The sequence below is a fragment of the Corynebacterium mustelae genome (genome assembly GCF_001020985.1).
Lineage (GTDB): Bacteria > Actinomycetota > Actinomycetes > Mycobacteriales > Mycobacteriaceae > Corynebacterium > Corynebacterium mustelae.
Genome location: NZ_CP011542.1, coordinates 1,033,289 through 1,060,281 on the forward strand (window position 1 = coordinate 1,033,289; position 26,993 = coordinate 1,060,281).

A 26,993-nucleotide genomic window follows, 5' to 3' on the forward strand; every position below is an offset into this window, starting at 1 on the left:
AATTACCAGCTGGACTTACGGACGCCAGGTAACTCACCACGGTGAGCCATCTCGCGCATACGGACACGGGACACGCCGAACTTGCGGAGGTAGCCGCGTGGACGACCGTCGTGAGCGTCACGGTTACGGACACGGACTGGGGAGGCGTCGCGTGGCTGGCGGTTTAACTCGAACTGCGCATCCAGACGATCCTCATCAGAGGTATTTGGGTTTTTGATGATTGCCTTGAGCTCGTTACGGCGCTCCGCGTAGCGGGCGACGATTTCCTTGCGCTGCTCGTTCTTGGCGATCTTGGACTTCTTAGCCATAGATTATCGCTCCTCGCGGAATTCGACGTGCTTGCGGACTACCGGATCGTACTTCTTTAAGGTAATGCGATCAGGGTTATTACGCTTATTCTTACGGGTGACGTAGGTATAACCGGTGCCAGCCGTAGACTTCAGCTTGATGATTGGACGAATGTCATTACGTGCCATCTTTAGACCTTCTCTCCACGAGCGCGGATCTTTGCTACAACGGCTTCAATGCCGTCGCGGTCGATGACCTTCAGACCCTTGGTGGATACGTTCAAAGTGATGGTACGGCCCTCGGAGGGCAGGTAGAACTTACGACGCTGCACGTTGGGGTTCCAACGGCGAGAAGTGCGTCGGTGCGAGTGCGAGACGGACTTACCGTAACCCGGCTTGCGTCCCGTAACCTGGCAAATAGCCGACATGGACTTAACTTTCTCCTAGCCGCCCACTGTTCAACCTGCAATTATGCGAGCTTGACCGGGGCGTAAAACGAACAATTTCGACAACAGCAAAAAACGATCTTACATAATGTGCGCGCATATGCCTAATTTTTACCTGGCGGCAACGGATATTTGCTTTTCGACGGCCCCACAAGGTCGAAATTTCTGTTTTAGCCGCAAGGGCGCTAAACTCTATCAAGTTGTCTCGACGGCTTAGTTGAGTCATATCCACTGTACGTATAAAACGAAACCCAACTCAGGCACGATCAATATTTATTGAAGCGACCTGAAGTTTCAATCCTGAGGGAATCGGAGAAAAATGAAAAAGGATATCCACCCGGATTACCATCCGGTTGTGTTCCAGGATGCGGGTACTGGTTTCCAGTTCTTAACCCGTTCCACCGCAACCAGCGCCCGTACTATTCAATGGGAAGACGGTAACGAATACCCACTAATCGTGGTAGACGTTACCAGTGAATCACACCCATTCTGGACTGGTGCACAGCGTGTGATGGACACCGCAGGTCGTGTCGAGAAGTTCCAGCGTCGATTTGGTGGCATGGCTCGTCGCCAAAAGAAGTCTTAAGTAATAAGGAGGGAAATAAACAATGGCAGTTCCAAAGCGTCGTATGTCGCGTGCTAACACACGCTCCCGTCGTTCCCAGTGGAAGGCTGACAATGTCGCCCTTCAAGAGGTGACCATCGATGGCCAGGTTGTACGCATTCCGCGTCGACTGGTTAAGGCGGCTCAGCTCGGACTGGTCGAGGTTGAGCAGTTCTAATAAATAATTGCATGCAATGGCAGACATCTAATCTATCAGGTGTCTGCCATTTTGTATTTTTTATATATAAGTGAATAACCGGCGAAAATACAGCAATTTCTTATGGTAAACGCGGTTTATTTTTATTGGTTTTCGGCGAATAACGCCGTTTTTTATATATAATTTGGTTGTTACCTTATCAATTATGTTTGGTTGCTTTGTGTAAACAAACATTCGCTTTCCGCTCAAATAGAGCAGATGGGGCATACTTGGGAAGATGAAAATCGTTGTAGTAGATGATGAGCAGGCCGTACGCGATTCGCTGCGCCGCTCCCTGTCCTTTAATGGCTACGAAATCGTTACCGCCGAGGATGGTGAACAGGCCCTGGAAGTGATCGAGAAGGAACAACCAGATTTGGTTATTCTCGACGTGATGATGCCTAAGATGGATGGCCTTGAGGTTTGCCGCCATTTACGCAGCCACGGCGATGACCGGCCGATTCTGGTTCTAACTGCCCGTGACGGGGTAAGTGACCGGGTGGCTGGTTTAGATGCAGGCGCGGATGACTACCTGCCAAAACCATTCGCCCTAGAAGAGCTTCTCGCCAGGGTTCGTTCGTTGCTGCGTCGAGCAGCTGCCGAGGCGGTAGGGGCTACCAACCAAACCGAAATCACCTTTGAAGATCTCAAGCTCAATCCAGAGACACGCGATGTGGTTCGCGGTAATCGCACCATATCGCTGACCCGCACCGAATTTGCGTTGTTGCAGTTGTTGATGACCAACCCGCGTCGGGTGTTAAGCCGGTCCACTATTTTAGAGGAAGTGTGGGGCTACGACTTCCCGACTTCGGGGAACGCGCTGGAAGTGTATATCGGTTATCTGCGTCGTAAGACGGAGCAAGAGGGTGAGCCTCGTTTGATTCACACGGTTCGCGGTGTAGGTTACGTGCTGCGAGATACTGCTCCGTGATCTTGAGGAAACCGTCCCCCGAGGTTGAGCCAAATGCGCTTGACTGGGGGGCTTTTGCTGGTGACACCTACGACGGGTGGGGGAAACAAGCATCGCTTCGGTGGCGCGTCGCCATGCTCACTGCAAGCATGGTGGCGATTGCCGTTGGCGTCATGACGGTTCTCGCATATTGGTCAGTATCAGTAACCCTGACTAATAGCGTGGATAAGGACCTACAGGCCAAGGCGAACGCGTTGCTTTCCCAGACAGTCGATCCTAGCTTTTTTAATAACGTAAAAAGCGAAGTGGATTATTTCCGGGCATATAACGCCGACACTCGAATCTCCATTCGGCTTCCTGGTTGGAACTTCACCGCTGGTGATGATTTGCCTCTATTGGCCTTGCCCAAGGGGGAGAAGACCGCCGTTGCAACGGTTAACGGGGATCGGGTTTTTCGTGCCACTAACGATGCAGGCGCGACCGTTATCTTGTCGAGGGACATGACCGATACTCAGGATCTGATCATCACGCTTGGGTTGGCGCTATTGACCTTTGGTGGTCTAGGCATTCTACTGTCCATCATGACGGGAATCGTTGTAGCATCCGCAGGTTTGCGACCGTTAGTGCGATTACAGTCTGCCGTGGATCAAGTGACAAAAACCCAGAAGCTCACTCCGATTCCGGTTGTCGGTAACGATGAGTTGGCATTGCTGACAGTGAGTTTTAATCAGATGCTGGCGGCACTCGATCAATCCCGACAACGACAAGCGCAGTTGGTGGCCGATGCTGGTCACGAGTTGAAGACTCCGTTGACATCCATGCGTACCAATATCGAGTTGCTGATGTTGATGCAAAAGCCAGGTGCGCCGCAGATCTCCGATGCGGAAAAGAAAGCATTGGAGCATGACGTCATGGCGCAGATGGAAGAACTGTCGACCCTTATCGGCGATCTGGTTGATCTGGCTCGTGAAGACGCACCGGAACGAGAACTGGAAGAAACAGACCTCGCGGAGGTGGCACAAACCGCTTTGGAGCGGGTGCGTAGGCGTCGGCCAGACGTGGAGTTCCGGTTGAATACCATGCCGTGGTACATGTGGGGCGATAGTCACTCCCTAGGTCGTGCAATTCTAAATCTCATGGATAACGCCGCTAAGTGGTCGCCAGCAGACGGAGTGGTACGCATTGATATGCAGCGCATAAGTGAAGACAAAGTCCAGATTACGGTTTCCGACTCGGGTCCGGGAATTCCAGTGGAAGACCGCGAAAAAGTATTCGAGCGTTTCTATCGAAGCATTCAAGCGCGCAGTATGCCCGGTTCTGGGCTGGGACTTGCAATTGTGCAACAAGTGGTTGAACGCCATGGCGGCACTATTGCAGCCGAGGAATCGGATGATGGTGGAGCAATGTTCCGCTTGATTATGCCGGGCTACGAGCATCCCGAGGATTTGGTTTTAGCTCCCAAGAAACCGAGCAAGGACCAGTTTATCGCTAATGCCCACGAGTCTCGGCCGAAACAAGGACGGGCTACCATGTTCCGTAATGCGCATGACTCTATTGAAAACTAGTGAGTTCCCGCACCTGTACGTACTCCAGGTGCGGGAACATCGTCTTATTCACAGCTTATTTTCAGGCTTTCACACGGTTTCTTCAACCAGGTGCCAGTCTGACTCAATACAACAGGGGGATACTGTCTGACTATGAACACACAACCTCATAATTTTGGACATGATGAAACCCGTGGTTTTCCACAGCAATGGACCCAGTCACAGCCACAACCGCAGCAGCAGACTGCGGGTGGATATCAGCAGTCCTACAATCACATATCCAATCCATATACCACGCAGCAACCTGCTGAGCCGTTACCGAAGCAGGAGGAAGAAAAAAGTACGCAGGAGCGAACAATTGGGCTTGTACCTGCAATCGCGTTGGCGCTGGTGGCAGCGATTGGTTCCGGCGCTATTACAGGGGTGTATGTTTCGAAGCAGTCGTCGGTAGGCAATTCCCGTAGTTCTGTAGTTGAAACTTTAAAACAACCAGTGGGTAATAATGGCAATGCAGAAGACGCCGGAGGGGTACAAGCTGTAGCATCAGCGGTATTGCCTACCGTCGTATCCATCCAAGTACTTACTCGTTCGGAATCCAGTGAAGGTTCTGGCTCTATTATTTCACCTGATGGCTATGTCCTTACCAATAACCATGTGGTGGAATCTGCAGGACAGGAGACTGCAGAGATCACGGTTACCATGAATGACGGCAGTACTCATTCCGCGCGGTTTATCGCTGGCGATGTCAATACCGACGTTGCTGTGATCAAAATTGAGGGGGTTGCAGATCTGCCGACGATTAGTTTAGGAGACAGCGACGGACTGGCTGTTGGCCAGCAGGTAGTTGCGATCGGGTCGCCTTTAGGTCTTTCTTCAACTGTTACGTCTGGTATTGTCTCCGCACTCAATCGGCCGGTGCGTGCAGGGGGCGGCAGTTCCGGTGAGACCTCGCTTATCGACGCAATTCAAACGGATGCAGCGATTAATCCTGGGAACTCTGGCGGCCCGTTGGTTGATATGTCAGGAGCGCTTATCGGCATCAATTCGGTGATTGCCTCAAATTCAGTGACTCCAGATTCTGCTGGTTCGATCGGCTTAGGTTTCGCTATTCCTGCGAATTTTGCTCGCCGGGTTGCCCAGCAATTGATTGAGCGTGGGCAGGCGACCCAACCAATGATTGGTATTCAGCTATCTCAGAACCCTCGAATTCACGGTGCCGAGATTGTAGAGGTGTCTCCGAACGGTCCTGGGGATAAGGCAGGACTGAACAGTGGCGAAATCGTGGTTGGAATGAACGGTCGAATTATCGACAGCGCCGACGCGTTAATCGCCGCAGTTCGTAGTAGTGATTTTGGTGAAAAGATCTCATTGGAAGTTACAGATTCCGAAGGAAATAATTCGAGAATGGTAGAGGTTACGTTAACAACCGAGTAAGTTTCATATTGAAACAAATAGTTGATTCAAGAAAGACGGTACTCATGGATCCACACGACGTGCTTGCAGAAGTTGATGCAGTAGACGCCTCGGAAAAATTGGCGGATATTGGTGAACCCGATGAGGATTTTTTCCGAGCGGAAGAAGCTGCCGACCAAGCTCGCGCTGAGGGAAAGCGGTTGGCGCCCAGGCGGGCCCTGGTAGTTCTCGTGGCAGACCACGCTGTGGGTGCTGGCCCCGATGCAGACCAATTGGTTGCTGAGCTCCTATCTGAGGGCGGGTTCGTCGTTGATGCCGTTGTGCGAGTGCGATCAAAGCGGTCTCAGATTCGTAAAGCAATAGAAATGGGCGTTATCGGCGGGGTCGATTTGGTGCTCACCGTAGGTGGGACTGGGGTAGGGCCACGGGATAAAACACCTGAAGCTACCCGCGATATTCTTGATCAATTAGTGCCAGGTATTACCCAAGCACTGCGTAGCTCGGGTCTGCAATGCGGGGCAGTGGATGCCGCCGTATCACGTGGCCTTTCGGGTGTCTCCGGTTCTACTGTCGTGATTAACTCAGCAGGTTCCCGACAGGCTATTCGCGACGGCATGGCCACCATGACGCCGCTGGTGCATCATTTACTTGACCAATTACGCCGGGTGGAAATGACGTAATCTATGGCGCAGAAGAAAAAACGACGGCGTATAACTAGACTTTCTGACGCTGTTGACTACGACCGCACCGCCGACCGCGATAGCAGGCCATCCCTGATCGATCACGATCGCATGGTCATCTTGGACTCTGAGCTTTTCGACGACGACGTGGACGCCGATGCGACTTCACATTCGCTGGACTACTACAAAGAGCAACAACCACCCCACTACGGAATGTAAAAAACCGGCTTAATAAAGCCGGTTTTTGTTTAAAATCTAACCTCTTACAGGGTCTTTTGCTGCTTGAGGAGATCGCGGATCTCGGTGAGAAGTTCAACCTCGATTGGAGCTGGCTCTTCTTCTTCGGTTTCCACTTGCTTACGAGCTGCCATCATTTCGTTGAGCTTGTTCATTGGCGCAACCAAGATGAAGTACACTACAGCTGCGATAATCAGGAAGTTCAGTGCTGCGGTGATTACCGCACCGAAGTCAACGAAAGTGTTGGGGTTGCTGGCGATGATCTGGAAGCCCAAACCAGAAACATCGGCGCCGCCTACAGCGGCCAACATTGGGTTGATGAGGTTGTCAGTGAACGCGGTGACAATTGCGGTGAATGCAGTACCGATAACGACGGCGACGGCAAGTTCAACAACATTGCCACGGAGGATGAAATCCTTAAATCCCTTAAGCATGATATTTCCAATCAAAAACAAACGGACAGTTAGCAGGATTATAGACTAGTCCAAATAATGTGAGATGGGGAGGGCACCACACCTTATTCATGCGATCGATCGCCTGTAACAACTACTGCTAGTGGTAGCGATAGACTTGCGGCAGCTACGTGTTGGGCTGCGGTTGCGGGCAATGAAACCAAGACAGTGCCAGGGGTCGCTCCGGGTAGTTCGCTGGCTTCCGTTACCGCAAAAACTACCCGGCCACCTGCAGCTATCATCACTGGTTCAGACTTATCGGATTCGGTTGTAAGAATGGAAATCACGTCACCTGGTCGCAGTAAACCCGCCAATGTCGGTTCCGCTAATTTGATCGGAATTATGTTGGAATCCTCATTACCAAAAGCTTCTGTGTCGTTGGTCACTTTCGTGGATATGAGGGTCGTTTCAACGAAATCGTGACGGGTTACAATGGACCCATTCGGGCGTGAAACAACAGTTACATTCCCAATAATTTCTTCCGGATTTGTGACACTGTTCTCAGGGATCATTGAGCGCGGCATTCGGGCAATCCGGACATCGGCTTCCGTTAGTCGCGATCCTGCCGCAACCGTTGTGGAATAAATGACAACTGGTAATTCTTGTTGCGCCAAATGAAGCGTCGAAAAGCACAATGCGGCAATGACCAAAGCTGCAGCCGTAACTCGACGAAGCGCCAACGAACGTCGATAGCCTGGAGTAGTCAAAAAAGTCTTCATACATTATTGGACTCACTCACCGACCCAAATGGTTCCCTCATCTGTGATAATCGCAGAACATTTAATGTCATGTTGCTGGGTCGGTACTTCCCCTACTGGCAATACCTCATGGGCGTACACCACTGCCACAAGTAGCCCTGAGAAATCCGCCATGGCCCGATCGTAGTAGCCAGCGCCCTGACCAAGCCGAAACCCAGCTTCGTCAATTGCTAATGCTGGGACAAAGACCGCATCTAATGCTGATAACGCAGCTGAGTCTGCTGTTGGGGTTATCGGTTCTAAAATTCCAAACTTTCCGGGGCGGAGTGATTCCGGTCCCGTATACTGGCCCCACCGTAATTGACCCTTTGGATAACAGACAGGTAGCCAGAGCTCTTTACAGGCACAAGCGACTGCGGGAAGGAAAAAATCTCCGCCTGGTTCTGATGGCATCGGAACAAACGCTGCAACCCGCGAATGGGGGAGGGCGGAAATAAGTGCTACAGTCCGCTCGGAAAGTTTGCTGTCGCGTCTCCCCTTTAATTCGGGGGTAATTTTCTTCCGGGATTCCCTAATACGGGAGCGTAACGCCGACTTTCGCTCGGGTACATCAGCTAACCTCATTCTTTGAGGAATTTTACTAATAAATCCTTGCGAAAAATCTGGATAAACCATGTTCTAATTTTATAAAAAACGCATTCTTAACTGCCAAGTTGCGGGTATTAGGCACTGGTGCGGCGTAAACTTGTAGCTATGAGTTCTGCCAATACACATATCTCCACAGCAGTGCGTACGGTTATCATTCCTGCTGCTGGTATGGGGACCCGATTTCTCCCAGCCACTAAAACAGTTCCAAAAGAGCTGTTGCCCGTTGTCGATACACCAGGTATCGAATTAATCGCAGAAGAAGCAGCCCAACTGGGAGCTACTCGATTGGCAATCATCACCGCGCCCAACAAACAAGAGGTCTTGGCTCACTTCGAAGATTGTCCGGATTTGGAAAAAACCCTCGCTGAACGCGGGAAAACAACTCAATTGGCCAAAGTGCACCGGGCGGTAGAACTGCCCAAACCTGTCCCTGTGGAACAAGCCAAACCACTCGGGCTCGGCCATGCAGTCAGCCTTGCCGAGGCGGTGCTTGACGACGACGAAGACGTCGTCGCAGTCATGCTACCCGACGACCTGGTTCTGCCAATGGGCGTTGTGAAAAAGATGGCCGAAGTGCGTGCCACACTCGGCGGCTCCGTACTGTGCGCCTTCAACGTGCCTAAAGAAGAAGTGTACAACTACGGTGTGTTCGACATAGAAGATGTGGAAAACTACGACGGTGAGTACGTCGTCAAGCGAGTAAAGGGAATGGTGGAAAAACCCGCCGTCGACGAAGCCCCCTCAACTTTCGTGGCAACGGGCCGCTACCTCCTCGATCGTGCAATCTTCGACGCGCTGCGCCGCATAACCCCCGGAACCGGCGGAGAACTACAGCTTACAGACGCCATTGCATCACTTATCGACGCCGGTCACCCAGTGCATATCCTTGTGCACGAAGGAAAACGCCACGACCTCGGAAACCCCGGAGGATACATCCCAGCAGTAGTCGACTTTGGTCTTGCCGACCCCACCTACGGGCCCACGCTGAAGAAAGTCCTTCGCGAAATTCTCGACGAGCATCAGGCATAATACACTTAACAAAAAGGTGCCCGGCACCCACACCGGGTACCTTTGACACATTAAGCACACACAGCGAGGGAGGCCAACCAGTGCGCTCAGTCGAGGAGCAACTCGCCCTAATAACCCAAGCTGCAGTCACGCCCGAACCCGTGCGTATTGCCATAGCAGAAGCACTCGGAATGATGTGCGCCGAAGAAGTGCAAGCGCAACGCCCACTACCTGGCTTCGACCAAGCTGCAATCGACGGCTACGCTATTAGGGCAGTCGACGTCGGTGGCGAACGCGGCCTCGGCCAAGACCCCACCGAACCACCCCGAGCAACCGAAATCTCCCTCCCCGTCGTAGGCGAAGTCGCCGCCGGCTCCGGTCGGCCCATGCGGCTACAACCCAAACAAGCAGTCCGCGTCCACACCGGCGCACCGCTGCCCGCACTATCAGACGCAGTAATCCCGCTAGCGTGGACAGACCGGGGACGCAAACGCATGACCGCACTCAAACCGGTGCGCAGCGGCGAATTTGTACGCAAACAAGGCGACGACATTCGGCCCGGCGACGTGGCCGTAACCCCCGGAATGATTCTCAGCCCAGCCCACATTGGCCTGCTAGCTGCGGTGGGGAGATCAAAAGTCCTCGTCTACCCACGCCCCCGCATGTCCATCATCTCCATTGGACATGAACTAGTCGACATCGACAGAGAACCCTCATTAGGACAGATACTCGACGTCAACTCGTACGCACTCGCCGCAGCTGGCCGCGCCGCCGGGGCGGACGTGCACCGAGTGGGGATCGCCACCGGCGAACCGCGCAGATTGCGAGAAATTGTTGAAGCGCAGATGCTACGCAGTGAGATCATTGTAATATCCGGTGCCGTTGGCGGAACTGGCTCTGCCCCTATTAGGGAAATCCTCAACGAATTAGGAACCATTGACACCACCCGAGTCGCAATGCATCCCGGTTCGGTCCAGGGCTTCGGCTTATTAGGGGATTCAAAAACTCCGGTATTTTTACTGCCCGCAAACCCAGTTTCTTCGCTTATCATCTTCGAAATGTTCATCCGACCAATGGTGCGACTAAGCCTCGGAAAGCCCAACACCCAACGTCGAACTGTTCGGGCACGGGCCCTTAATCATGTAGGCTCCAAACTCGGCCGCAGAGGGTACGTGCGTGCCCGTCTCATGCGCGATACCCAAACACAGGACTATCTTGTCGAAGGTCTCGGCGGAGCCAATGGTGCCCCCGCACATCTGCTCGCCGGACTTTCCGACGCCAACGCCCTCATACGGATACCCGAAAACGTCACCCAAGTTCGCCCCGGCGACATCGTAGAAGTCATATTCCTCAGCCAAACATAACCGGCACATGCCTATTTTCTTCCCCACACCTAAACCCGCCGTCGGCCCTCGGCATCCGCTGCACCCCGGCTGGCCTGAATATACGGCCACCCGCACCATAGGTAACCACCTAATAAGGCTCCGACCCCTTAATAAAAGCGACGGTGCCGAATGGGCACGGCAACGAATCCACGACCAACACATTCTCCAACCTGTCGAACCCACCATCGCGACAGACTGGCACACCGCACACGACCAACGGCACTGGAATGAATTTTATAAAAACATCCAACAAGCTGCCCGATCCGGGCAGATAGTGCCATTCGTCATCGAAATCGACGGCCATTTTTACGGACAAGTCACCATTGGGGGAATCCAACACGGCACGGCATCCGACTGCTGGATAGGATACTGGCTGCATTCGTCGAAAAGCGGAATCGGCATCGCAACCGCAGCCTGCCACTTAGGAGTTGACCACGCTTTTCGACGCATCGGGGTGCACCGGATAACCGCAACCCACCTACCCACCAACCCCGCGTCCCGCCGTGTATTAGAGAAAATCGGGTTCCGCCAGGAAGGCTACCTGCACCGAAACCTTCATATCGACGGAAAGTGGCGAGACCACTACCTCATGGCCTTAACAGCCGAAGAATACATTAACCCCTAATACACGGCGTGGCAGACAACACCACCCACCCAACGTCGATACCCTTAATTGGATTAGGAGGAAGTCGTGACCGGAACAATAGCAATCGCACTGATCGCAGCAGTATGGATCTTCATGCTCGCACCGTGGATTCTGCGCAGCCACAAACCCATAAGCAAAGCAGGCGAAGCATTCGACGAAACCCGTGTCATCCACGAAGGCGGCACCAGCGCACTGACTGTACGCAAGCGCCCACGCCCCGGTCCGCTCGACGGCAGTACACTTTACGACGCCACCATCGATGAACCTCTCAGTATTGACGAAACAGAGCCAGAAATAGCTGACGTCATCCCTGACATCGAAGATGACGCCTATTTCATCGATGACGACGACATCGACGAAACGGTGCCCTACGACATCGACGATGCCTACATCACCCCAGAAGACCTCCTCTACCCAACGGACGACACCCTCACCCCACTAGAAGAAACTGGAGAATACGAAACATTCAGCCCGGAAACTGACGACGAAGAACTCACCGACGAAGAACTCCAATATGCAGCTGCGCGAAAAGGGCGAGGCGGATACGACCCCGAAGCCGACCGTAGCTACGCCAATGACCGGTACCAACGGCGCCAACGAACCGTCATAACTTTAGGTGTTATTGTCGTCGTGACGACGATCGCTGCCCTCGTATTAGGGAATCTAGTGTGGATTGCCCCAGCGATAGCAGTAGCGATCACAACTTTGTATCTCATTGCTCTACGGTCTCAAGTGAAAGCCGAAGAGCAGCTGCGACACCGACGAATCCAACAGCTACGCCGCTCTCGGCTTGGGGTGCGCAACGCTTCTGATCATGAATTAGGGATTCCGCAACGGCTTCGGCGACCGGGCGCCGTCGTGCTGGAAATTGATGACGAATCGCCAGACTTTGTGCATCTTGACGTCATTGATGCCAAGCACTACCTCACTGACGACGAATATAACAGCGGATACGAAAACCTTCGGGTGAGCTAAATACATGGATAAACCTGTTGTTCGCGATGCCACGTTGCTTATTTTCCGTACAGTATTAGGGGTTGTTTTTGTGGCACATGGCTGCAAAAAATTCATGATCGATGGGATGGTGGAAACCACCGGCCAATTCAGCGCATTGGGGATACCGCAGCCGAAGTTGTCCGCGTACCTTTCTGCCGTTGGGGAAATAGTTGGTGGTGCTTTCATTGTTGTTGGTTTCCTCACGACTTTAGTCGCAGGGGCGCTTGCCCTAATGATGCTGGCTGCGTTGTATTTTGTGCACCTAGATTCCGGGTTTTTCGTCACTTCTGGTGGTTTCGAATATGTGCTGGTTTTAGTAAGCGGGCTATTTATGATCGTTGTCTTTGGTTCAGGTCGAGCCAGCGTCGACGCTATACTGCAACGTAATGATCAATTGTGAACAAATACAAGCTGCTGTTTCGGCTCGTTTAGATGGAGAACACCCGACAATTGATGATGACATCATAGACGCGCACCTACAAGCATGCAGCGACTGTCAAAGTTTTTTAGAGAAAGCAGCTATTTTCAATCGAAGGTTGTCGTTCGATGTTTCTTCTCATGTTCCAGCCCCGGACCTAGCGGAAGAAATCATCGCTGGGGTGGAGCCTACGTGGCGCAGCTCCGCCAGTACTCGGGCTTTAAGCGTTGCGTTGTCGCGGTTAGCAAATGCAATTGTTGGGGTGTTATGGGTGTTGTGGGCTGTCTTTCTATTAGGCGTTTCCGGAGTTTCCGATTCGGATCCTATGTTTGCGGAGCTGGTGGTGGAGACCGCCGCGATGCGTTGTGCGCTGGGTTTTGGACTATTGTTTGCAGCTTGGCAGACCCGTGTTGTTGGTGGGATTTTACCTTTATACGGGGCATTGTGGATGTTTAGTCTCGGTTTCGGGATTCGTGACGTGGTGGTTGGTGCGATCATGAGTGAGTCCCTAATAGGGTTGGGGTTGCTACTTGTTTCTGTAATTTCGCTCTCCTGGTCGTGGATTGCGGTACGCGGTTGGGCTTCCGTGCGTTCTAATGTTTTGCTTTTGAGCGCATCACCCATGCCCTAATAAGCCGGTACCTGGCATGGCATCGGCTTATTAGGGCATGGGGTTAGTTAGGTGCTGCAGTCGCAGATTTCGAATATCTCTTGCGCGTATGTCAGAGCATTACGGTGGTTTGCTGGGTGTCTATTGCGGGCTATGGTGCCATCAGGGTGTCGAAACCATACTGTTCCAGTCTTTGGATCAGTGACTACTCTGCCGTGTTGAATGTGATCAGGGTCGTCATCATTGCGTAGGTTGTGGTAACGGCATAGTGGGCATAGGTTGTCGTTTGTGGTTTCTCCGCCTCGTGAGTACGCGGTGATGTGGTGGATGTTGCAACGGACCGCTGGGATTGTGCAGTGCGGGTTTTGGCAAACGAGGTGGCTGACTACGCTGATAAGGCGGTCGTCGGCGTCGGCGAGGCGTTTGACTTCGAATACTTTTTGAGGCCTGGGATGACCGTTTTTATCCCGGTAGATGGCGACCGCGAAGCCGTATTCGTTGAGGGTTTCTGATACACGTTCGTGGATGTTTACGATGCTTCCATTGCTGTCGGTGATTGTGCCGTCGATGTTTTCTTGGATGCCGAACAGCGGAATGAGGTAACACGGTCGTTGTCTTAGGTCGCGTGGGTTGTCGGGGTTTTCGCCGGGGCCGAGTTCTTCTAGCGTGGTGATGTCGTAGTGTCCGAGGGCGCGTTCGATGAGGGCTTTGGCGTGTCCTTCCGCTTCGTCTACGGCTTGCTTTTCGACGACCAACCGCCGCGCTTGCGGTGTGAGGGATTCTTGAAGTCGAGTGGCGGTCTCGGTTGGTATTTTTGCGATGAGGTATTTCATACCGTCATCATCTGCAATGGAGCTGTACCGCAGCCATGATTTACGTGGTCGGCAGTGTCCGTCGTTAAGCTGTTTTATTTCGGCATTGATTTGCTGTTTGAGCTCGGCGCAGGTTTTCCCACAGGCGTCGTGCATGAGGGTTTCACGGTAGTTTCGAGGATCGACATCCGGATTGGATAGCCGCTTCGTGGTGGAGGAGATCGTGTGGAGTTTGGCGAAACTGAGCTTGAGCTCTTCTGCGAGTCGGAGTTCGTCCTCATCAAAAACTTTCGCGACGGCAATCCTCAGACTGGCCTCAGTGATTGTGATGTCTAATTTTGCGGCTAGTTCGGTTTTATCAAGACCCGCCGATTTGATTTCTCGCAGCATTGCGGCGGCGAGTGGCGCCATGGCTGCGAGCTTATCGAGAATCGGAGTGGTGGTCATAGCTTCAACGCTATGCCCCATGAACTGGTGTTTTCAAGTGTTGCTGGGAAGTTTAATCGGAAATTTTTACAGTTCAAAGACTGTGTTCGATTTTTCCGTTTTTTGGAACCAACCGGGTGTTTCGGTGAGTCCTATATTAGATGGGGTTAGCGCCAACTCGGCAGCCACATAAGAGATTCATAAACGGAATCCGGGACGGGGTAGCCGTAAAGAATCGGGGAGAAATACACAAACATCGCCAAAACGAGACCAAGATAGGTGGTTACAGCCACAGAACCTGTGTGGATTGGGGCGGGCAGGAGTCGAGGGTGAATCAGTCGGCCACGTCCGAGCAAGGTTCCTAGTACGTAGGCGATCATAATGATCGTGAACGGAACCAGCGGGGTAGCGTAGAAGAAATACATTTGACGGTCATACCCGATCAACCACGGAAGAAAACCAGCGGCAAACGCTATTAGGGGAATCGACATCCGAATATTTTTGGTGGCAATGACCTGCCAGGTGGTCCAGACGAGAACCGGAACGGTAAGCCACCAGATTGCTGGGGTACCAAAGAGATAGATCATGCGTCGACAAGTTCCGGCGTAGCATTCGATGTCGGTGGCGGAGAAATAGAGGATAGGGCGGCCTGCTACTAGCCAAGTCCAAGGTTTAGAATCCCACGGGTGAACGTGGCCTGCTGATGTGGTGAGCGAGGCATGGAATTCTAATACGGATTGATGATAGTAAAGCCAGCTTGCCAAAGTGTCGGGCAGCTTGTTTAACCACGAATCAGCAGTGATAGTGCCATCCGTTGCGGCGTGGCGATATACCGCAGTTTCGGAGCTAAACCATGCGCGCCAGCTCCAGGCATACACGGCAATAGGAACTAAAACGATTGATGCGAAAGCTGCGGCCGCATCGCGGACGAGCATTCCCCTAATAGGGCGGTGGATTTTGTATTTGCGGCGCAGGTAGACGTCGAAAAGCACACTCATTACACCAAAGAACGCCATGTAGTAGAGCCCTGACCACTTGACGGATAATGCTAAACCTAGGTTTATCCCGGCGGCGAAGCGCCACCAGCGGAAGCCGAAACGAGGTCCATACGCGCTGGTGCCGAGGCGACCGGCTACCCATGCGGCGTGGAGTCGGTGGTGAAGTTGATTGAAGTCCCTAATAAGGCAGTAGGCCGCAGCAACTATGAAGAATGTTTGGAAAATATCCAGCATTCCGTAGCGAGATGCGATGAGCAGGACGCCGTCGAAAAGCCCTAATAAGCCAGCAAAGGTTGCCACCGTGGTGGAGCCGGTGATTTGCCGGGCCACCCCCATAATGAGCAGGATCGTGGCGGAACCAAAGAGTGCGGCCATGAATCGCCAGCCGAGCGGAGTATATCCGAATACTAGCTCGCCGATTGCTTCTATTTGTTTGGCTAGTGGTGGGTGTACGACGAGGCCGTAGCCGGGGTTGGATTCTATTCCACCTATTAGAGGATTGATCCAGCTTTGTACCATGTCCCAGGCTTGGGGGACGTAATGTTTTTCGTCGAATATGGGGGTGCCTTGGGCGGTTGCGGAGTTGAGCCAGGCGAAGCGGGTAACAAGCGCCCATAAGCCTATGAGGGTGAAGGCGTGTGTATCGTGTTTGGTCCACCTGAGGGTTTTGGGGGTGGTGGGAACCGTAGGTTTGGTGAATGTCCCGGTGTATGTGGTGGAATGTGTCACTTGTGCCATTGTAGGGGGAGTGAGTCGTCTTTGTCGTTTCTCCAGAGTGATTACTCTAATAATTGTTACCTGTTTGTAATTCAGTTTTCTCATTTTCTGTATTTTGCGCCTATGACCTGCCGGTTATGTGTTATGTCGGTCGTGCTATTGGTGTCGATTGTGGCTGACATTAAGGTTTCAATAGGTTTTTCCTGTTGAATTTTGCTGGCTTCTCACGCACGGTGGATTTATGACCGAATCAATAAACTCACCGGATACACCTGTTTCGACTCAGGAGACTGAAGTGACTGCGACTCAGCAATTGGCTGAGATGTTGGAGTCACCGCCAGTCGAGGTTCCAGCGGAACCCGAGATCGTTTTCGAAGGCGAGGATTCTGAGGCGCGGATCGACTTCAAAGTGGTCATTCCGACTTTTGCTATTGTCATTGCCATTGTGGCGTGGGGATTGTTGGCGCCGGGTAGTTTCTCAGATTTTTCGGCAAGCGCATTGAGTTTTGTGATCGGTAATTTCGGTTGGGCGTTTGTTTTCTGTACGACCGTGTTTTTGGTTTTCGCTATCGTCATCGCGCTGAGTAATTTCGGCCAGATCAAGTTGGGGCGAAAAGATGAGGCGCCGGAGTTTTCGACAGTCAGCTGGATTGCGATGATGTTTGCGGCTGGTATGGGTATTGGTTTGATGTTCTATGGGGTCGCAGAGCCTCTTAACCACTATCGTTCCGGTGTGCCTGGGTATGGTTCGCAAGATGTGGGCAAGGCAATGAGTTCAACTTTGCTGCACTGGACGTTGCATCCGTGGGCAATCTATGGAATTTTCGGGCTCGCAATCGCATATTCAACGTTCCGGCTCGGTCGGCGCCAGTTATTAAGCTCGGCGTTTATTCCTCTCATCGGGGAGCGTGGGGCCAAGGGTTGGCCTGGTCGTATTATTGACATTTTGGCGATCATTGCCACCATTTTTGGTACTGCTTGTTCTTTAGGTGTTGGGGCGACGCAAATCAGTGCGGGGCTTCGGGCGGCTGGTATCGTCTCTGATCCTTCCATGGCGACCATTATCACGATCGTGTCGGTGCTCACTTTGTGTTATTTGTTGTCGGCGATGTCCGGTGTGGGTAAGGGCATCCAGTATGTTTCTAATGCCAATATGTTGCTGGCTGCTTTGCTTGCAATTTTCGTGTTTGTTTTGGGTCCAACTGTCACTATTTTGAATTTCATACCAGGGTCTCTTGGCGCGTATCTTTCTAATTTCTTTGAAATGATAGGTCGTACCGCCGAGTCTGCGGACGGTACTGCTGGTGACTGGTTGGGAAGTTGGACGATCTTCTATTGGGCCTGGTGGATTTCGTGGAGTCCGTTTGTTGGTATGTTTTTAGCGCGCATTTCTCGCGGCCGCACTATTAAGGAATTTCTGTTTGGTGTGATGTTGGTGCCATCGGCGGTGAGCGTGGTGTGGTTTGCTATTTTTGGTGGAACTGCGATTCACCTTGATCAGGCAGGTAAATCTATTTGGGGTGACGGGGTGGCTCAGGATCAGCTTTTCGCGCTGTTGCAAAACTTCCCTGGTGGCCAAGTTGTTGGGGTGCTCGCTGTACTTCTGTTGTCGACATTCTTTATCACTTCTGCGGATTCAGCTTCCACGGTGATGGGGTCTATGAGTCAAAGTGGTCAAACTGATGCGAATAAGTTTATTTCTGCAGGTTGGGGCATTATCGTTGCGCTGATCGGTATGACGATGCTTATTAGCGGTGGCGACGATGTCTTAAGTAATTTGCAAAACATCACCATCATTGCGGCTTCGCCGTTCCTTGTTGTTATCTTCGTCCTTATGTTCGCCATCGTTGGTGATTTGCGTAACGATGAAATTTATCTCGATTACCGTGAGCAGCAACGATTTGCGGCGAAATTGGCCCGGGAGCGGCGAATTCATTTGGATCATGAGCGGCGGCGACGGATCGAAGAGCGTCGAAAAGCGAAAAAACGGGTTAAGAACTAAGCTTTTCGACGCCACCGTGCCACACTATAACCATGCATGAATTAGAACCGTTGCCGGTGGGCATCATCATTGTGGCTACTCCGCTTGGCAATATTGCTGATGCTAGCCCCAGACTGGCTCATGCGCTGGCACAGGCAGATTTTATTGCGGCTGAAGATACTCGTCGCACCCGCAATTTGGCGCAGGCGCTAGGGGTTAGTATTCGGGGGCAAGTGCTGAGCAATTTTGATCACAATGAGCACGGCCGGGTAGCACAACTTATAGAACACGCTAGGCATGCCAGTGTTGCGGTTATCACCGATGCTGGCATGCCGGTTGTCTCTGATCCGGGTTTCCCGCTGGTGCAGGCTGCCCACGACGCGGGTATTCCCGTGACGTGTTTTCCTGGACCATCAGCTGTTCCCACCGCGATTGCGCTATCGGGGTTAGCGGTGGGGAAGTTCGCCTTTGATGGTTTTGCGCCGCGTAGGTCCGGGCCGCGACGGGCATGGTTGGAATCATTGAAAACTGAAGAGCGCGCGGTGTGTTTCTTCGAATCGCCACACCGTATCGCAGATACCCTAGCGGAAGCGGCTGACATTTTAGGCGCAGACCGTCAAGCAGCGGTGGCGCGGGAACTAACCAAGAAATTTGAAGAGGTAAAGCGCGGCACATTATCAGAACTTGCTGCGTGGGCGTCGGACGGGCTCAAAGGTGAGATCACCTGTGTAATCGCGGGGGTAGATCGCACCAAGGTGGTTGATGTGTCCGATCTAGTCGACGAGGTTAATGCTCGGGTTGCTCAAGGAGAACGGTTAAAGACCGTGTGCTCGGACGTGGCGCAGATCCATGGGGTGAGTAAGAAAGAACTCTACAACGCTGTTTTAGAGTCACGCTGATAAGGTAGTAAACCATGAATAATGTGCTCGTCTCTGTTGCTTGGCCATACGCTAATGGCCCCCGCCACATAGGACATGTGGCGGGTTTCGGTGTTCCATCGGATGTTTTCGCTCGTTACCAACGAATGTCAGGTGCGAACGTGCTGATGGTTTCCGGTACAGACGAGCACGGCACGCCGCTTTTGGTGCAGGCGGATAAAGAAGGAATTTCTGTCAAAGAACTTGCTGATCGCTACAACCGCCAGATCGTTGAAGATTTGGCAGGGCTTGGCTTGTCCTATGATCTATTCACCCGAACCACCACCCGCAATCACTACGCGGTGGTTCAGGAATTATTTAAGGGCCTGTACGACAACGGCTACATGATTAAGGAAACGACGTTTGGGGCGGTTTCCCCATCAACGGGTCGCACCTTGCCGGATCGCTACATCGAAGGTACCTGTCCGATTTGTGGTGCGGATGGTGCCCGAGGAGATCAGTGCGATAATTGCGGAAACCAGCTAGACCCAGCAGATTTAATTAATCCGGTGTCAAAGATCAACGGGGAAACTCCCGAATTCATCGAAACTGAACATTTCCTACTGGATTTACCAGCGCTTGCGGATGCGCTTGCCCAGTGGCTTCAAGGGCGTAAGGACTGGCGGCCTAATGTGCTGAAGTTCTCACTCAATCTGCTCGAAGATTTGCGGCCGCGCGCGATGTCCCGGGACATCGACTGGGGCATTCCGATCCCAGTGGAAGGATGGGAAGAAAACCCATCGAAGAAGCTGTATGTCTGGTTTGACGCGGTGATTGGATATTTATCCGCCTCGATCGAATGGGCGTTTCGAGTAGGTGAGCCGGATGGATGGAAGAAGTGGTGGACTGACCCTAGTACCCGGTCTTATTATTTCATGGGTAAGGACAACATCACCTTCCATTCGCAGATTTGGCCCGCGGAATTGCTGGGTTACCAGGGGAAAGGGGCTAAAGGTGGTCAGCTGCGTGCGTATGGTGAATTGAATCTGCCGACCGAAGTGGTTTCGTCCGAATTTTTGACCATGTCTGGATCCAAATTCTCCTCATCCAAGGGTGTGGTGATTTATGTCAAGGACTTCTTGGCGGAATTTGGTCCAGATCCGCTGCGGTATTTCATTGCTACGGCAGGCCCGGAAAATAACGACACGGATTTCACATGGGACGAATTTGTGCGTCGAATCAATAATGAACTCGCAAACGGGTGGGGCAACTTGATTAACCGCACGGTGTCCATGGCTTATAAGAATTTTGGTGTGGTTCCTACCCCGGGCGAGCTTGTCGATGCGGATAAGGCGATCCTTACAACTGCTGCCGATGCTTTTGAAACGGTTGGCCAGGCTATAGGCCAATCACGTTTCAAAGAGGGGATCACTAAGGCGATGCATGTGGTCGGGGAGGCCAACGCCTACATAGCGGAGCAAGAACCATGGAAATTGGCTAAGGACGATACCCAACGTGATCGCTTGGCTACGGTTTTGTGGACTGCATTGCAGGTGGTCTCCGATATTAATGTGCTGCTGACTCCGTATCTTCCGCATATTGCCCAGTCGGTGCACGAAACCTTGGGCCGAACCGGGGTGTGGGCCGCCCAACCGGAAATTGTGGAAGTGATTGATGATATGCCGACCGAGCCGGTAGGCGTGGGGCTACCGGAACAGGGGGCGACCTATCCGGTGATTATGGGCGACTACGCTAACCAGCAGGCGGTGTGGCGCCGGATCGAGATGGTACCAGGCGTGGAATTGTCCAAGCCTCAACCGCTGATTGCCAAGTTAGATCCGGAATTGGCCGAGACCGGTCCCACCTGGGCACCCGTCGAAAAGCAGTAACATGGCGAAGAAAAAACCTAGGCCAAAGCCCAGCGCCGCGCAGACGATCCCGCAGCTTATCGACGCCCATACGCACCTCGCCTCGTGTGGTGCAGTATCTGCCGCCGAGGTTGCGGCGATCGTCGATCGTGCGGCGGCAGCTGGAGTGACAAATATTTGTACGGTGGGTGATGGGTTGGCGGAGGCGGAATTGGCGTTAGCCGCAGCTCAGGTAAACCCGGCGGTGGTTGCGGCCTGTGCTATCCACCCGACCCGAGCTGGCGAATTAGATGATGCCGCTCGCAGCCGGTTACGCGAAATGGCAGCTGATCCGAAATGCGTTGCTATTGGTGAAACCGGGCTGGATACCTATTGGATAACTCACGCGCCCGAGACGACGGCACCGCTTGGTGTGCAGGAAGAGGCGCTGCGCTGGCATATCGATCTGGCGGTCGAGGCAGATAAGGCATTGATGATCCATAACCGTGACGCTGATGCTGAGCTTTTTGCTGTGCTTGCCGACGCCCCTACGCCGCGAGATACGATTTTGCACTGTTTTTCCTCGCCGATGCAGTATGCGCGGATGGCGCTGGATAGAGGATATATCTTGAGTTTTGCGGGTAATGTCACTTTCAAACGCAACGCTGAGCTTCGTGAGATCGCAGCTTTGGCTCCGATAGAGCAAATCCTCATCGAAACAGACGCGCCGTATATGACACCGGAGCCATTTCGAGGCAGCCGGAATGAGCCACAGTTTATCGGCTACACCGCGTTGTGTATCGCCAGGGAGCGGAAAATAGCGGTGGCGGAGTTAGCTGCGCAGCTTAATCGTAACTTCAATCGGGTGTATCAACTAGATGAATAACATAAGCGTGCTTTTAAGTTATTTCTTGTGATGTTAATCGCATCGAGCTGCGGAAATGTCTAAAAACATAGCATCTGAGCAGCTCTTATAGTGGACAAGCTTAAAATGTTGCCGTATTGTTATAAAAGTTGAATACTTGTCCGCTAATTTTTGAAAGTGAATAAATGGCCATTCGCCAGAAAACCCGAATCAACGATTTGAACGCTACTCGTTCAGTCCCATTGCGGTTAGCCACCGGCGGAATGTTGGCGACTCTTGTTATTGGCGGCGTCACAGTTGCTGCTTACAAAAAAGATGTTGTTGTTGACCTCAATGGTGAAGAAATAACGCTGTCCACCCTGTCTAGTGACGTTGCAGGAGCGCTCCGCGATGCTGGAATTGAAGTGCAGGATGAAGACATCGTCTCTCCGGCACCAAGCCAAAAACTAGCAGACGCATCGATTATCACGGTTCGGACTTTGAAGCAGGTTGCTGTAGTTATCGACGGCAAAGAGGAAGTGATCCGCACCAATGCTGTTACCGTTGGTGAGCTGGTTGAGCAAATGGATTCCATCCCAGCGGCGCTGAAGGCATTGGGGCTAAGCGCTCCGGTTGATGCAAAACTGCGAGATTCCGGTATGAGCGTGGATGTAGTTACGCCCAAAATCGTATCGATCACCGACGGGACAAAAACCGCACACGTTTCCCTTGCTGCAGCCACCGTCGCCGACGTGCTAAAGGAACGTGGCATCAAACTTGGCGCGCATGACAAAGTTACACCATCGCTGGAATCTCCAGTGGGCAATAATGAGCGCATTTCGGTAGACCGCGTCACCATCGAAGAAATCAGTGGTGTGGAGTCTTATGAAGAACAGCCGCAGTTTGTCGACGACCCCAATGTGCTGCAGGGCATAGAAAAGGTGGTGACGGAGGCGGTTGCCGGGCAGCGAGATGTTACCCGAAAGATCACTAAGACCAATGGAATTGAAACGGGAAATGAAATTGTTGCCGAAGAAATTTTGGTTCCGGCGGTAGCTGCCACCATTTCTCGGGGAACCAAAGTTTCCACCGCGCCTGCCATCCCAGACGGTTCCGTATGGGATACGTTGGCTCAATGCGAATCTACTGGAAATTGGTCTATTAACACTGGTAATGGTTTCCACGGTGGTCTGCAATTCCATCCGCAAACATGGACTGCGTATGGAGGTGGAGAATATGCTCCGTACGCATACATGGCCACCCGGGAAGAGCAGATAGCTGTTGCTAAAAAAGTTCAGGCTGCACAGGGTTGGGGTGCTTGGCCTGCTTGCACCGCGAAAATGGGCTTACGTTAAGTCCTATTAGCCACAGTTGCTACGACTTGTCTTGTAGCGGCTGTGGCTTCTTTGTTATTGGTAAAACTTATTAAAAATTTTTCACTAATTTTCTCACTTTACCGCCCTTGATGAAAGAATTTTAATTTAAATTACCCGGTAAATCCTTGTAGCAATTTTTGTGCAATGGGGTGTTTTCTGCTCTAATAATAATTAGTCAAAACTGTAGCGTCATTGCTAGTTTGGATTAAAAAAAGCCCAGCTTATAGGTTTCACTTTGCAATCGTTACTGTTTTGTGATTATTGTAGCGGCCATGAGTACTTCAAAAAGCGCTAAGGTGCGCACGCTAGTAGCGGCGACCGCACTTGGTCTCATCAGTGTCCTTAATCCGGTTGCCGCAATTGAAGCCCAGGCACAATCATCGTTCGGTGGTTTCACGGGCTCCGACGGTATCTCTGTCAATTCGCTCATGCCGGAGATTTCAATCCCGAATGCTCAGGTCAACTACTCGGTTGGTGCTGACATGTCGGCAAATCCACAAGTTGATCGCGCTTTGGTACGAGATGGCGGCTGGCGAGAAGCTGCCCGCAATCAGATCGCAAATGATGTGATTGCTTACCGAGCCGTCATTGCAAAACCCTCCATTCGCGCAGCGCACTTGGATCGTTCGGCCCAGGACTGGGCAAATCACTTGGCAGCAACGGGTGCATTCCATCACGGCACGCCAGGGGTGTGGAATTCCGAAAATATCGCAGCTGGTGGTGCCCCCAATACCATCGTCAATCGGTGGCATAACTCCCATGGGCACCGGGTAAATCTGCAAAGTGCACACGGTTATGGTGATACGCCGCACTTTGGAGTGGGTGTGGCAGAACATCCGGTGTGGGGTGTTGTGTACGTGCTCCAATTTGCCAACTAGTGCACATTAAAAAGACTGCAAGTCCTAAGAGTTAACCCTTTCCTGTGGGAAAGTTAAGGCCTGGTACCACAAGTGCCAGGCCTTTCGGCGTATATATAAAGGGGTAAAAAAGGGGGTGTGGGCACAGTGATATTGAGATGTGTATTTTATGGTTCTGAACTGCAATAATGGCACTAGTTTGTGAGGTGGCTAACTGATCAGGTTGAATTGTGATTGGTGTCCATTGTTTCACACTGTGTCATTTAGTAAACTCACAGACAAGACATCAGACGTCCGACAACTCAACGCAAAGAGCGTAACTCATTAGGAGGTTGGAACATGACGAATACCGCAGAAGGCATGAATCGCCGTGGTTTTCTCAAGATGGCTGGCGTATTCACCGCAGCCGCAGGAATCGCTGCCACTGTAAGTGCATGTGGCGGCGACAATAAGACCGGCGATGGCAAGGCTGATTCCTCAAAGTCTGCAACTGGCTCCGGCTCTAGCAACGAAATTACTGCTGGCATCTCCTATGAGCTTGGAACCAACGGCTACGACCCAATGACCACCACCTCGGCTTTGACCGTCGCAGCTAACTGGCACACCATGGAAGGTCTCTATGAAATAGCGCCAACGCCAGACCGCACCGTCTACGCTGCGCTTGCTAAGGGTGAACCCACCAAGGTTGATGACACAACCGTCGAAGTGGCACTCCGTGACGGCGCGGTATTCCACAATGGTGAAAAAGTTACCGCAGAAGACGTTGTTTTCTCCTTTGAACGGGTACTCAACCCAGATAACAACTCTCTTTACGCTTCCTTCATTCCATTCATTGACTCGGTAACGAAGAAAGACGACACCACCGTTACCTTCGCATTGAAGTATCCATTCAGCCTGATCAAGGAACGCTTGGCAACTGTCAAGATCGTGCCAAAGGCCGCAGTTGAGGCAGACGCCAAGGCTTTCGACGCCAACCCAGTAGGCACCGGTGCATGGAAGATGGTCGACAACGGTGCAGCATCTTCTACCGTCGTATTTGAAAAGAACGCCGACTACACTGGTCCGAAACCTGCCAAGGCTGACAAGATGTCGTGGCGAATCCTTCCTGATGCTTCTACTCGCACCAACGCAATTGAATCGAAGTCGGTCCATGCGATCGATTCAGTTCCATACCTGTCTATCGACCAGGTGAAGGCAAGCTCCGACGTTGATTCAGTTCAGGGCTTCGGCTTGCTATTCGTCATGTTCAATAATGGCGCAGATTCTGCAATGAAGGAACTGAAGAACCGTCAAGGCATCATGTACTCCTTCGACATGGATAAGGTCATCAAGACCGCGATGCTTGGACAAGCAACCGCAGCATCCTGCTTCGTTCAGGAAAACCATGCTTCCTATAAGAAGGCTTCTACCGTCTATGCCCTTGATATGGCGAAGGCCACTGAGCTCTTTAGTGCTACTGGCCTTAAAGACGTCAAAATGCTGGTAACCAACCACGACTGGGTAAAGCCATGTACCGCTGTGCTGAAGGAATCCATCGAAGCCGCAGGCGTGAAGGTTGATTTCACCGAAATGAAGTCTGCTGATCTGTATAACCAGATCGATGCATCCTCCGACTGGGATATCGTCATCGCTCCTGGTGACCCCTCGGTATTCGGTGCAGACGCCGACCTACTGCTTCGGTGGTGGTATGCGGGCGATACCTGGACGGATTCCCGCATGCATTGGAAGGGATCTGACTCCTACAACAAGGTACAAACCTTGCTTGACGAGGCAGCTCGGTTGGAAGGTGCAGATCAGGAAGCTAAGTGGCACGAGATCTTCGACCTTATCTCCGACGAGGTTCCGCTCTACCCACTGTTCCACCGCAAGAACCCATCCGCGTGGAACTCTGAAGCACTTGACGGCTTTGAGCCTATCTCATTAACCGGCCTGTCCTTCGTTGACGTCGGTCTGAAGTAAGGCGACCGCCGGGCGGCGCTGCATTACCATGAGCGCCGCCCACTCTACTTGCACAGGGGGATTTTCCTAAGACTTCCGGGGGAATATAACTACACAACTTCAGTTCATTAGTGAACCTTTTAAAACCGACTGTACAAACCAAAAGCTTCATTTCTTGCGAAGGGAGCATTTCGCTGTGTCAAATCTCATCCGACTGATCGGAAGAAGACTGGTGGCACTCCCCATCATGGTATTGGGTGTGACTTTCTTAGTGTTCTTCGTCATGTCATTCTCGCCCGCTGACCCGGCTCGGCTGGCCTTAGGTGAATCCGCAACCAAGGAGGCTATTGACCAATACCGGGAAGAACACGGTCTCAACGATCCGCTCTTAGTACGGTACTTCCAATTCTTGCTGGGATTGCTTCGTTTCGATTTAGGGACTTCCAAAGGCAACACTGACGTTACTGAATTGGTTGCGGCGGCGTTTCCTATTACGTTGCAGCTGACGTTTGTTGGTTTGATCATCGCTATGGTGATTTCCTTTACCCTCGGTGTGATCGCTGCGCTGTATCGGGATGGCTGGCCAGACCAGTTGATTCGGGTTCTATCGATTGCATCGTTAGCCACGCCATCGTTCTGGTTGGCTATCTTGCTCATTCAAGCCTTCGGCACGGTTCCATCGGGTACCGGCTGGTTCCCGGCCTTGATTTCAGGTTGGGTGCCGTTTTCTGAAGATCCGGCTACCTATATCAACAACATGTTCTTGCCTTCCTTCGCTTTGGCAGTTCCGGTTGCAGGTTCTCTGACTCGCGTGGTTCGTACCGCAATGGTCGAGGAATTAGATAAGGACTATGTTCGTACGGCAATTGGTGCGGGAATTCCGAAGCCCGTTGTCATTGGGCGCAATGTATTACGTAATGCACTCATCACCCCGATTACCGTATTAGGCCTGCGGGTGGGCTACCTTATGGGTGGCGCGGTGGTCATCGAGATCATCTTTAATATCCAGGCGATGGGTCAGCTGATTCTTGACGGCGTGACTCGTAACGACGTGTTCTTGGTGCAGGGCGTTACGCTGACGGTTTCTATCGCTTTCATTCTTATCAACATCATCGTTGACCTGCTGTATGTATTGGTCAACCCGCGGATTAGGAGCATCTAA

The 26,993-nt window shown here is 52.2% G+C and carries 29 protein-coding genes; 21 read left to right on the forward strand and 8 right to left on the reverse strand.

The genetic code is table 11. The annotated features are described in order from the left end of the window. Positions 1–2: 2 nt before the first annotated feature. From rpsN to rpmB, 3 genes are read right to left on the reverse strand one after another with little or no spacing between them, the layout of a single operon-like run. The gene (gene rpsN, locus CMUST_RS04845) at positions 3–308 is read right to left on the reverse strand and encodes a 30S ribosomal protein S14 (RefSeq protein WP_047261562.1); all 306 of its coding nucleotides are present in this window, start codon (positions 306–308) and stop codon (positions 3–5) included. A gap of 3 nt (positions 309–311) precedes the next feature. After that, positions 312–476, reverse strand: a complete 165-nt coding sequence (gene rpmG / locus CMUST_RS04850; RefSeq protein WP_006063179.1) for a 50S ribosomal protein L33 — start codon at positions 474–476, stop codon at positions 312–314. 2 nt (positions 477–478) lie between these two features. Then, on the reverse strand, positions 479–715 hold the full coding sequence (rpmB, locus tag CMUST_RS04855) for a 50S ribosomal protein L28 (RefSeq protein ID WP_047261563.1): 237 nt from the start codon (positions 713–715) through the stop codon (positions 479–481). Positions 716–1,052: 337 nt separating this feature from the next. Between rpmB and CMUST_RS04860 the strand changes: the two genes are divergently transcribed. The 7 genes from CMUST_RS04860 to CMUST_RS04890 all read left to right on the forward strand — a co-directional run bounded on the left by CMUST_RS04860 (position 1,053) and on the right by CMUST_RS04890 (position 6,299). Next, positions 1,053–1,319, forward strand: coding sequence for a type B 50S ribosomal protein L31 (locus CMUST_RS04860; protein ID WP_047261564.1), 267 nt, complete (start codon positions 1,053–1,055; stop codon positions 1,317–1,319). Between the two features lie 22 nt (positions 1,320–1,341). Beyond that, the gene (gene rpmF / locus CMUST_RS04865) at positions 1,342–1,515 is read left to right on the forward strand and encodes a 50S ribosomal protein L32 (RefSeq protein WP_047261565.1); all 174 of its coding nucleotides are present in this window, start codon (positions 1,342–1,344) and stop codon (positions 1,513–1,515) included. Between the two features lie 256 nt (positions 1,516–1,771). Next, on the forward strand, positions 1,772–2,464 hold the full coding sequence (locus tag CMUST_RS04870) for a response regulator transcription factor (RefSeq protein ID WP_047261566.1): 693 nt from the start codon (positions 1,772–1,774) through the stop codon (positions 2,462–2,464). Positions 2,465–2,466: 2 nt separating this feature from the next. Then, positions 2,467–4,008 carry a sensor histidine kinase gene (locus CMUST_RS04875; protein ID WP_407922002.1) on the forward strand — a complete coding sequence of 514 codons (1,542 nt, stop codon included), beginning with the start codon at positions 2,467–2,469 and terminating at the stop codon, positions 4,006–4,008. Positions 4,009–4,140: 132 nt separating this feature from the next. Next, positions 4,141–5,421 carry a S1C family serine protease gene (locus tag CMUST_RS04880; RefSeq protein ID WP_083987418.1) on the forward strand — a complete coding sequence of 427 codons (1,281 nt, stop codon included), beginning with the start codon at positions 4,141–4,143 and terminating at the stop codon, positions 5,419–5,421. 44 nt (positions 5,422–5,465) lie between these two features. After that, positions 5,466–6,080, forward strand: coding sequence for a MogA/MoaB family molybdenum cofactor biosynthesis protein (locus CMUST_RS04885; RefSeq protein ID WP_047261568.1), 615 nt, complete (start codon positions 5,466–5,468; stop codon positions 6,078–6,080). 3 nt (positions 6,081–6,083) lie between these two features. Beyond that, positions 6,084–6,299, forward strand: a complete 216-nt coding sequence (locus CMUST_RS04890) for a hypothetical protein (protein WP_047261569.1) — start codon at positions 6,084–6,086, stop codon at positions 6,297–6,299. A 44-nt stretch (positions 6,300–6,343) separates the two neighbouring features. Here CMUST_RS04890 and mscL read toward each other — a convergent pair whose 3' ends face one another. The 3 genes from mscL to CMUST_RS04905 form a co-directional block, all read right to left on the reverse strand. Continuing rightward, positions 6,344–6,751, reverse strand: a complete 408-nt coding sequence (gene mscL, locus CMUST_RS04895; RefSeq protein WP_047261570.1) for a large conductance mechanosensitive channel protein MscL — start codon at positions 6,749–6,751, stop codon at positions 6,344–6,346. Between the two features lie 83 nt (positions 6,752–6,834). Then, entirely contained in the window at positions 6,835–7,488 is a 654-nt protein-coding gene (locus tag CMUST_RS04900; protein WP_047261571.1) for an SAF domain-containing protein, read from the reverse strand. Positions 7,489–7,500: 12 nt separating this feature from the next. Then, a complete protein-coding gene (locus CMUST_RS04905) occupies positions 7,501–8,091 on the reverse strand; it encodes a 5-formyltetrahydrofolate cyclo-ligase (RefSeq protein ID WP_052844538.1) in 591 nt (196 codons plus the stop codon). Positions 8,092–8,220: 129 nt separating this feature from the next. Here CMUST_RS04905 and CMUST_RS04910 point away from each other — a divergent pair, with 129 nt between their 5' ends. The 6 genes from CMUST_RS04910 to CMUST_RS04935 all read left to right on the forward strand — a co-directional run bounded on the left by CMUST_RS04910 (position 8,221) and on the right by CMUST_RS04935 (position 13,199). Beyond that, positions 8,221–9,144: a UTP--glucose-1-phosphate uridylyltransferase gene (locus CMUST_RS04910; protein ID WP_047261572.1), complete on the forward strand. Its 924-nt coding sequence runs from the start codon at positions 8,221–8,223 to the stop codon at positions 9,142–9,144. Positions 9,145–9,224: 80 nt separating this feature from the next. Continuing rightward, positions 9,225–10,487: a molybdotransferase-like divisome protein Glp gene (glp, locus tag CMUST_RS04915; RefSeq protein WP_047261573.1), complete on the forward strand. Its 1,263-nt coding sequence runs from the start codon at positions 9,225–9,227 to the stop codon at positions 10,485–10,487. Positions 10,488–10,494: 7 nt separating this feature from the next. Further along, positions 10,495–11,133: a GNAT family N-acetyltransferase gene (locus CMUST_RS04920; protein WP_047261574.1), complete on the forward strand. Its 639-nt coding sequence runs from the start codon at positions 10,495–10,497 to the stop codon at positions 11,131–11,133. 66 nt (positions 11,134–11,199) lie between these two features. Further along, positions 11,200–12,129, forward strand: coding sequence for a divisome protein SepX/GlpR (sepX, locus tag CMUST_RS04925; RefSeq protein WP_047261575.1), 930 nt, complete (start codon positions 11,200–11,202; stop codon positions 12,127–12,129). 4 nt (positions 12,130–12,133) lie between these two features. Then, positions 12,134–12,550, forward strand: coding sequence for a DoxX family protein (locus tag CMUST_RS04930; RefSeq protein WP_047261576.1), 417 nt, complete (start codon positions 12,134–12,136; stop codon positions 12,548–12,550). After that, the gene (locus tag CMUST_RS04935) at positions 12,537–13,199 is read left to right on the forward strand and encodes a zf-HC2 domain-containing protein (protein WP_047261577.1); all 663 of its coding nucleotides are present in this window, start codon (positions 12,537–12,539) and stop codon (positions 13,197–13,199) included. Before CMUST_RS04930 ends, CMUST_RS04935 begins: the two co-directional genes overlap by 14 nt. Positions 13,200–13,246: 47 nt before the next feature. Here the strand turns inward: CMUST_RS04935 and CMUST_RS04940 are convergent, their stop codons facing one another. Together CMUST_RS04940 and CMUST_RS04945 are read right to left on the reverse strand one after the other, a co-directional pair. Then, entirely contained in the window at positions 13,247–14,437 is a 1,191-nt protein-coding gene (locus tag CMUST_RS04940) for an HNH endonuclease (protein ID WP_047261578.1), read from the reverse strand. Positions 14,438–14,583: 146 nt separating this feature from the next. After that, positions 14,584–16,152: a dolichyl-phosphate-mannose--protein mannosyltransferase gene (locus CMUST_RS04945; RefSeq protein WP_047261579.1), complete on the reverse strand. Its 1,569-nt coding sequence runs from the start codon at positions 16,150–16,152 to the stop codon at positions 14,584–14,586. Positions 16,153–16,372: 220 nt separating this feature from the next. Here CMUST_RS04945 and CMUST_RS04950 point away from each other — a divergent pair, with 220 nt between their 5' ends. The 8 genes from CMUST_RS04950 (at position 16,373) to CMUST_RS04985 (ending at position 26,993) form a co-directional block, all read left to right on the forward strand. Further along, a complete protein-coding gene (locus tag CMUST_RS04950) occupies positions 16,373–18,133 on the forward strand; it encodes a BCCT family transporter (RefSeq protein ID WP_047261580.1) in 1,761 nt (586 codons plus the stop codon). Between the two features lie 32 nt (positions 18,134–18,165). After that, entirely contained in the window at positions 18,166–19,011 is an 846-nt protein-coding gene (rsmI, locus tag CMUST_RS04955; RefSeq protein ID WP_047261581.1) for a 16S rRNA (cytidine(1402)-2'-O)-methyltransferase, read from the forward strand. A 14-nt stretch (positions 19,012–19,025) separates the two neighbouring features. After that, positions 19,026–20,858, forward strand: coding sequence for a methionine--tRNA ligase (gene metG, locus CMUST_RS04960; RefSeq protein ID WP_047261582.1), 1,833 nt, complete (start codon positions 19,026–19,028; stop codon positions 20,856–20,858). A gap of 1 nt (position 20,859) precedes the next feature. Then, positions 20,860–21,702, forward strand: a complete 843-nt coding sequence (locus CMUST_RS04965) for a TatD family hydrolase (protein WP_047261583.1) — start codon at positions 20,860–20,862, stop codon at positions 21,700–21,702. A 164-nt stretch (positions 21,703–21,866) separates the two neighbouring features. Beyond that, positions 21,867–23,015: a resuscitation-promoting factor gene (locus tag CMUST_RS04970; protein WP_047261584.1), complete on the forward strand. Its 1,149-nt coding sequence runs from the start codon at positions 21,867–21,869 to the stop codon at positions 23,013–23,015. Positions 23,016–23,308: 293 nt separating this feature from the next. After that, entirely contained in the window at positions 23,309–23,914 is a 606-nt protein-coding gene (locus CMUST_RS04975) for a CAP domain-containing protein (RefSeq protein ID WP_144414128.1), read from the forward strand. 318 nt (positions 23,915–24,232) lie between these two features. Next, on the forward strand, positions 24,233–25,852 hold the full coding sequence (locus CMUST_RS04980) for an ABC transporter substrate-binding protein (RefSeq protein ID WP_047261586.1): 1,620 nt from the start codon (positions 24,233–24,235) through the stop codon (positions 25,850–25,852). A 175-nt stretch (positions 25,853–26,027) separates the two neighbouring features. Beyond that, positions 26,028–26,993 (forward strand): ABC transporter permease, encoded by a 966-nt coding sequence (locus CMUST_RS04985; RefSeq protein WP_047261587.1) that lies wholly within the window; start codon positions 26,028–26,030, stop codon positions 26,991–26,993.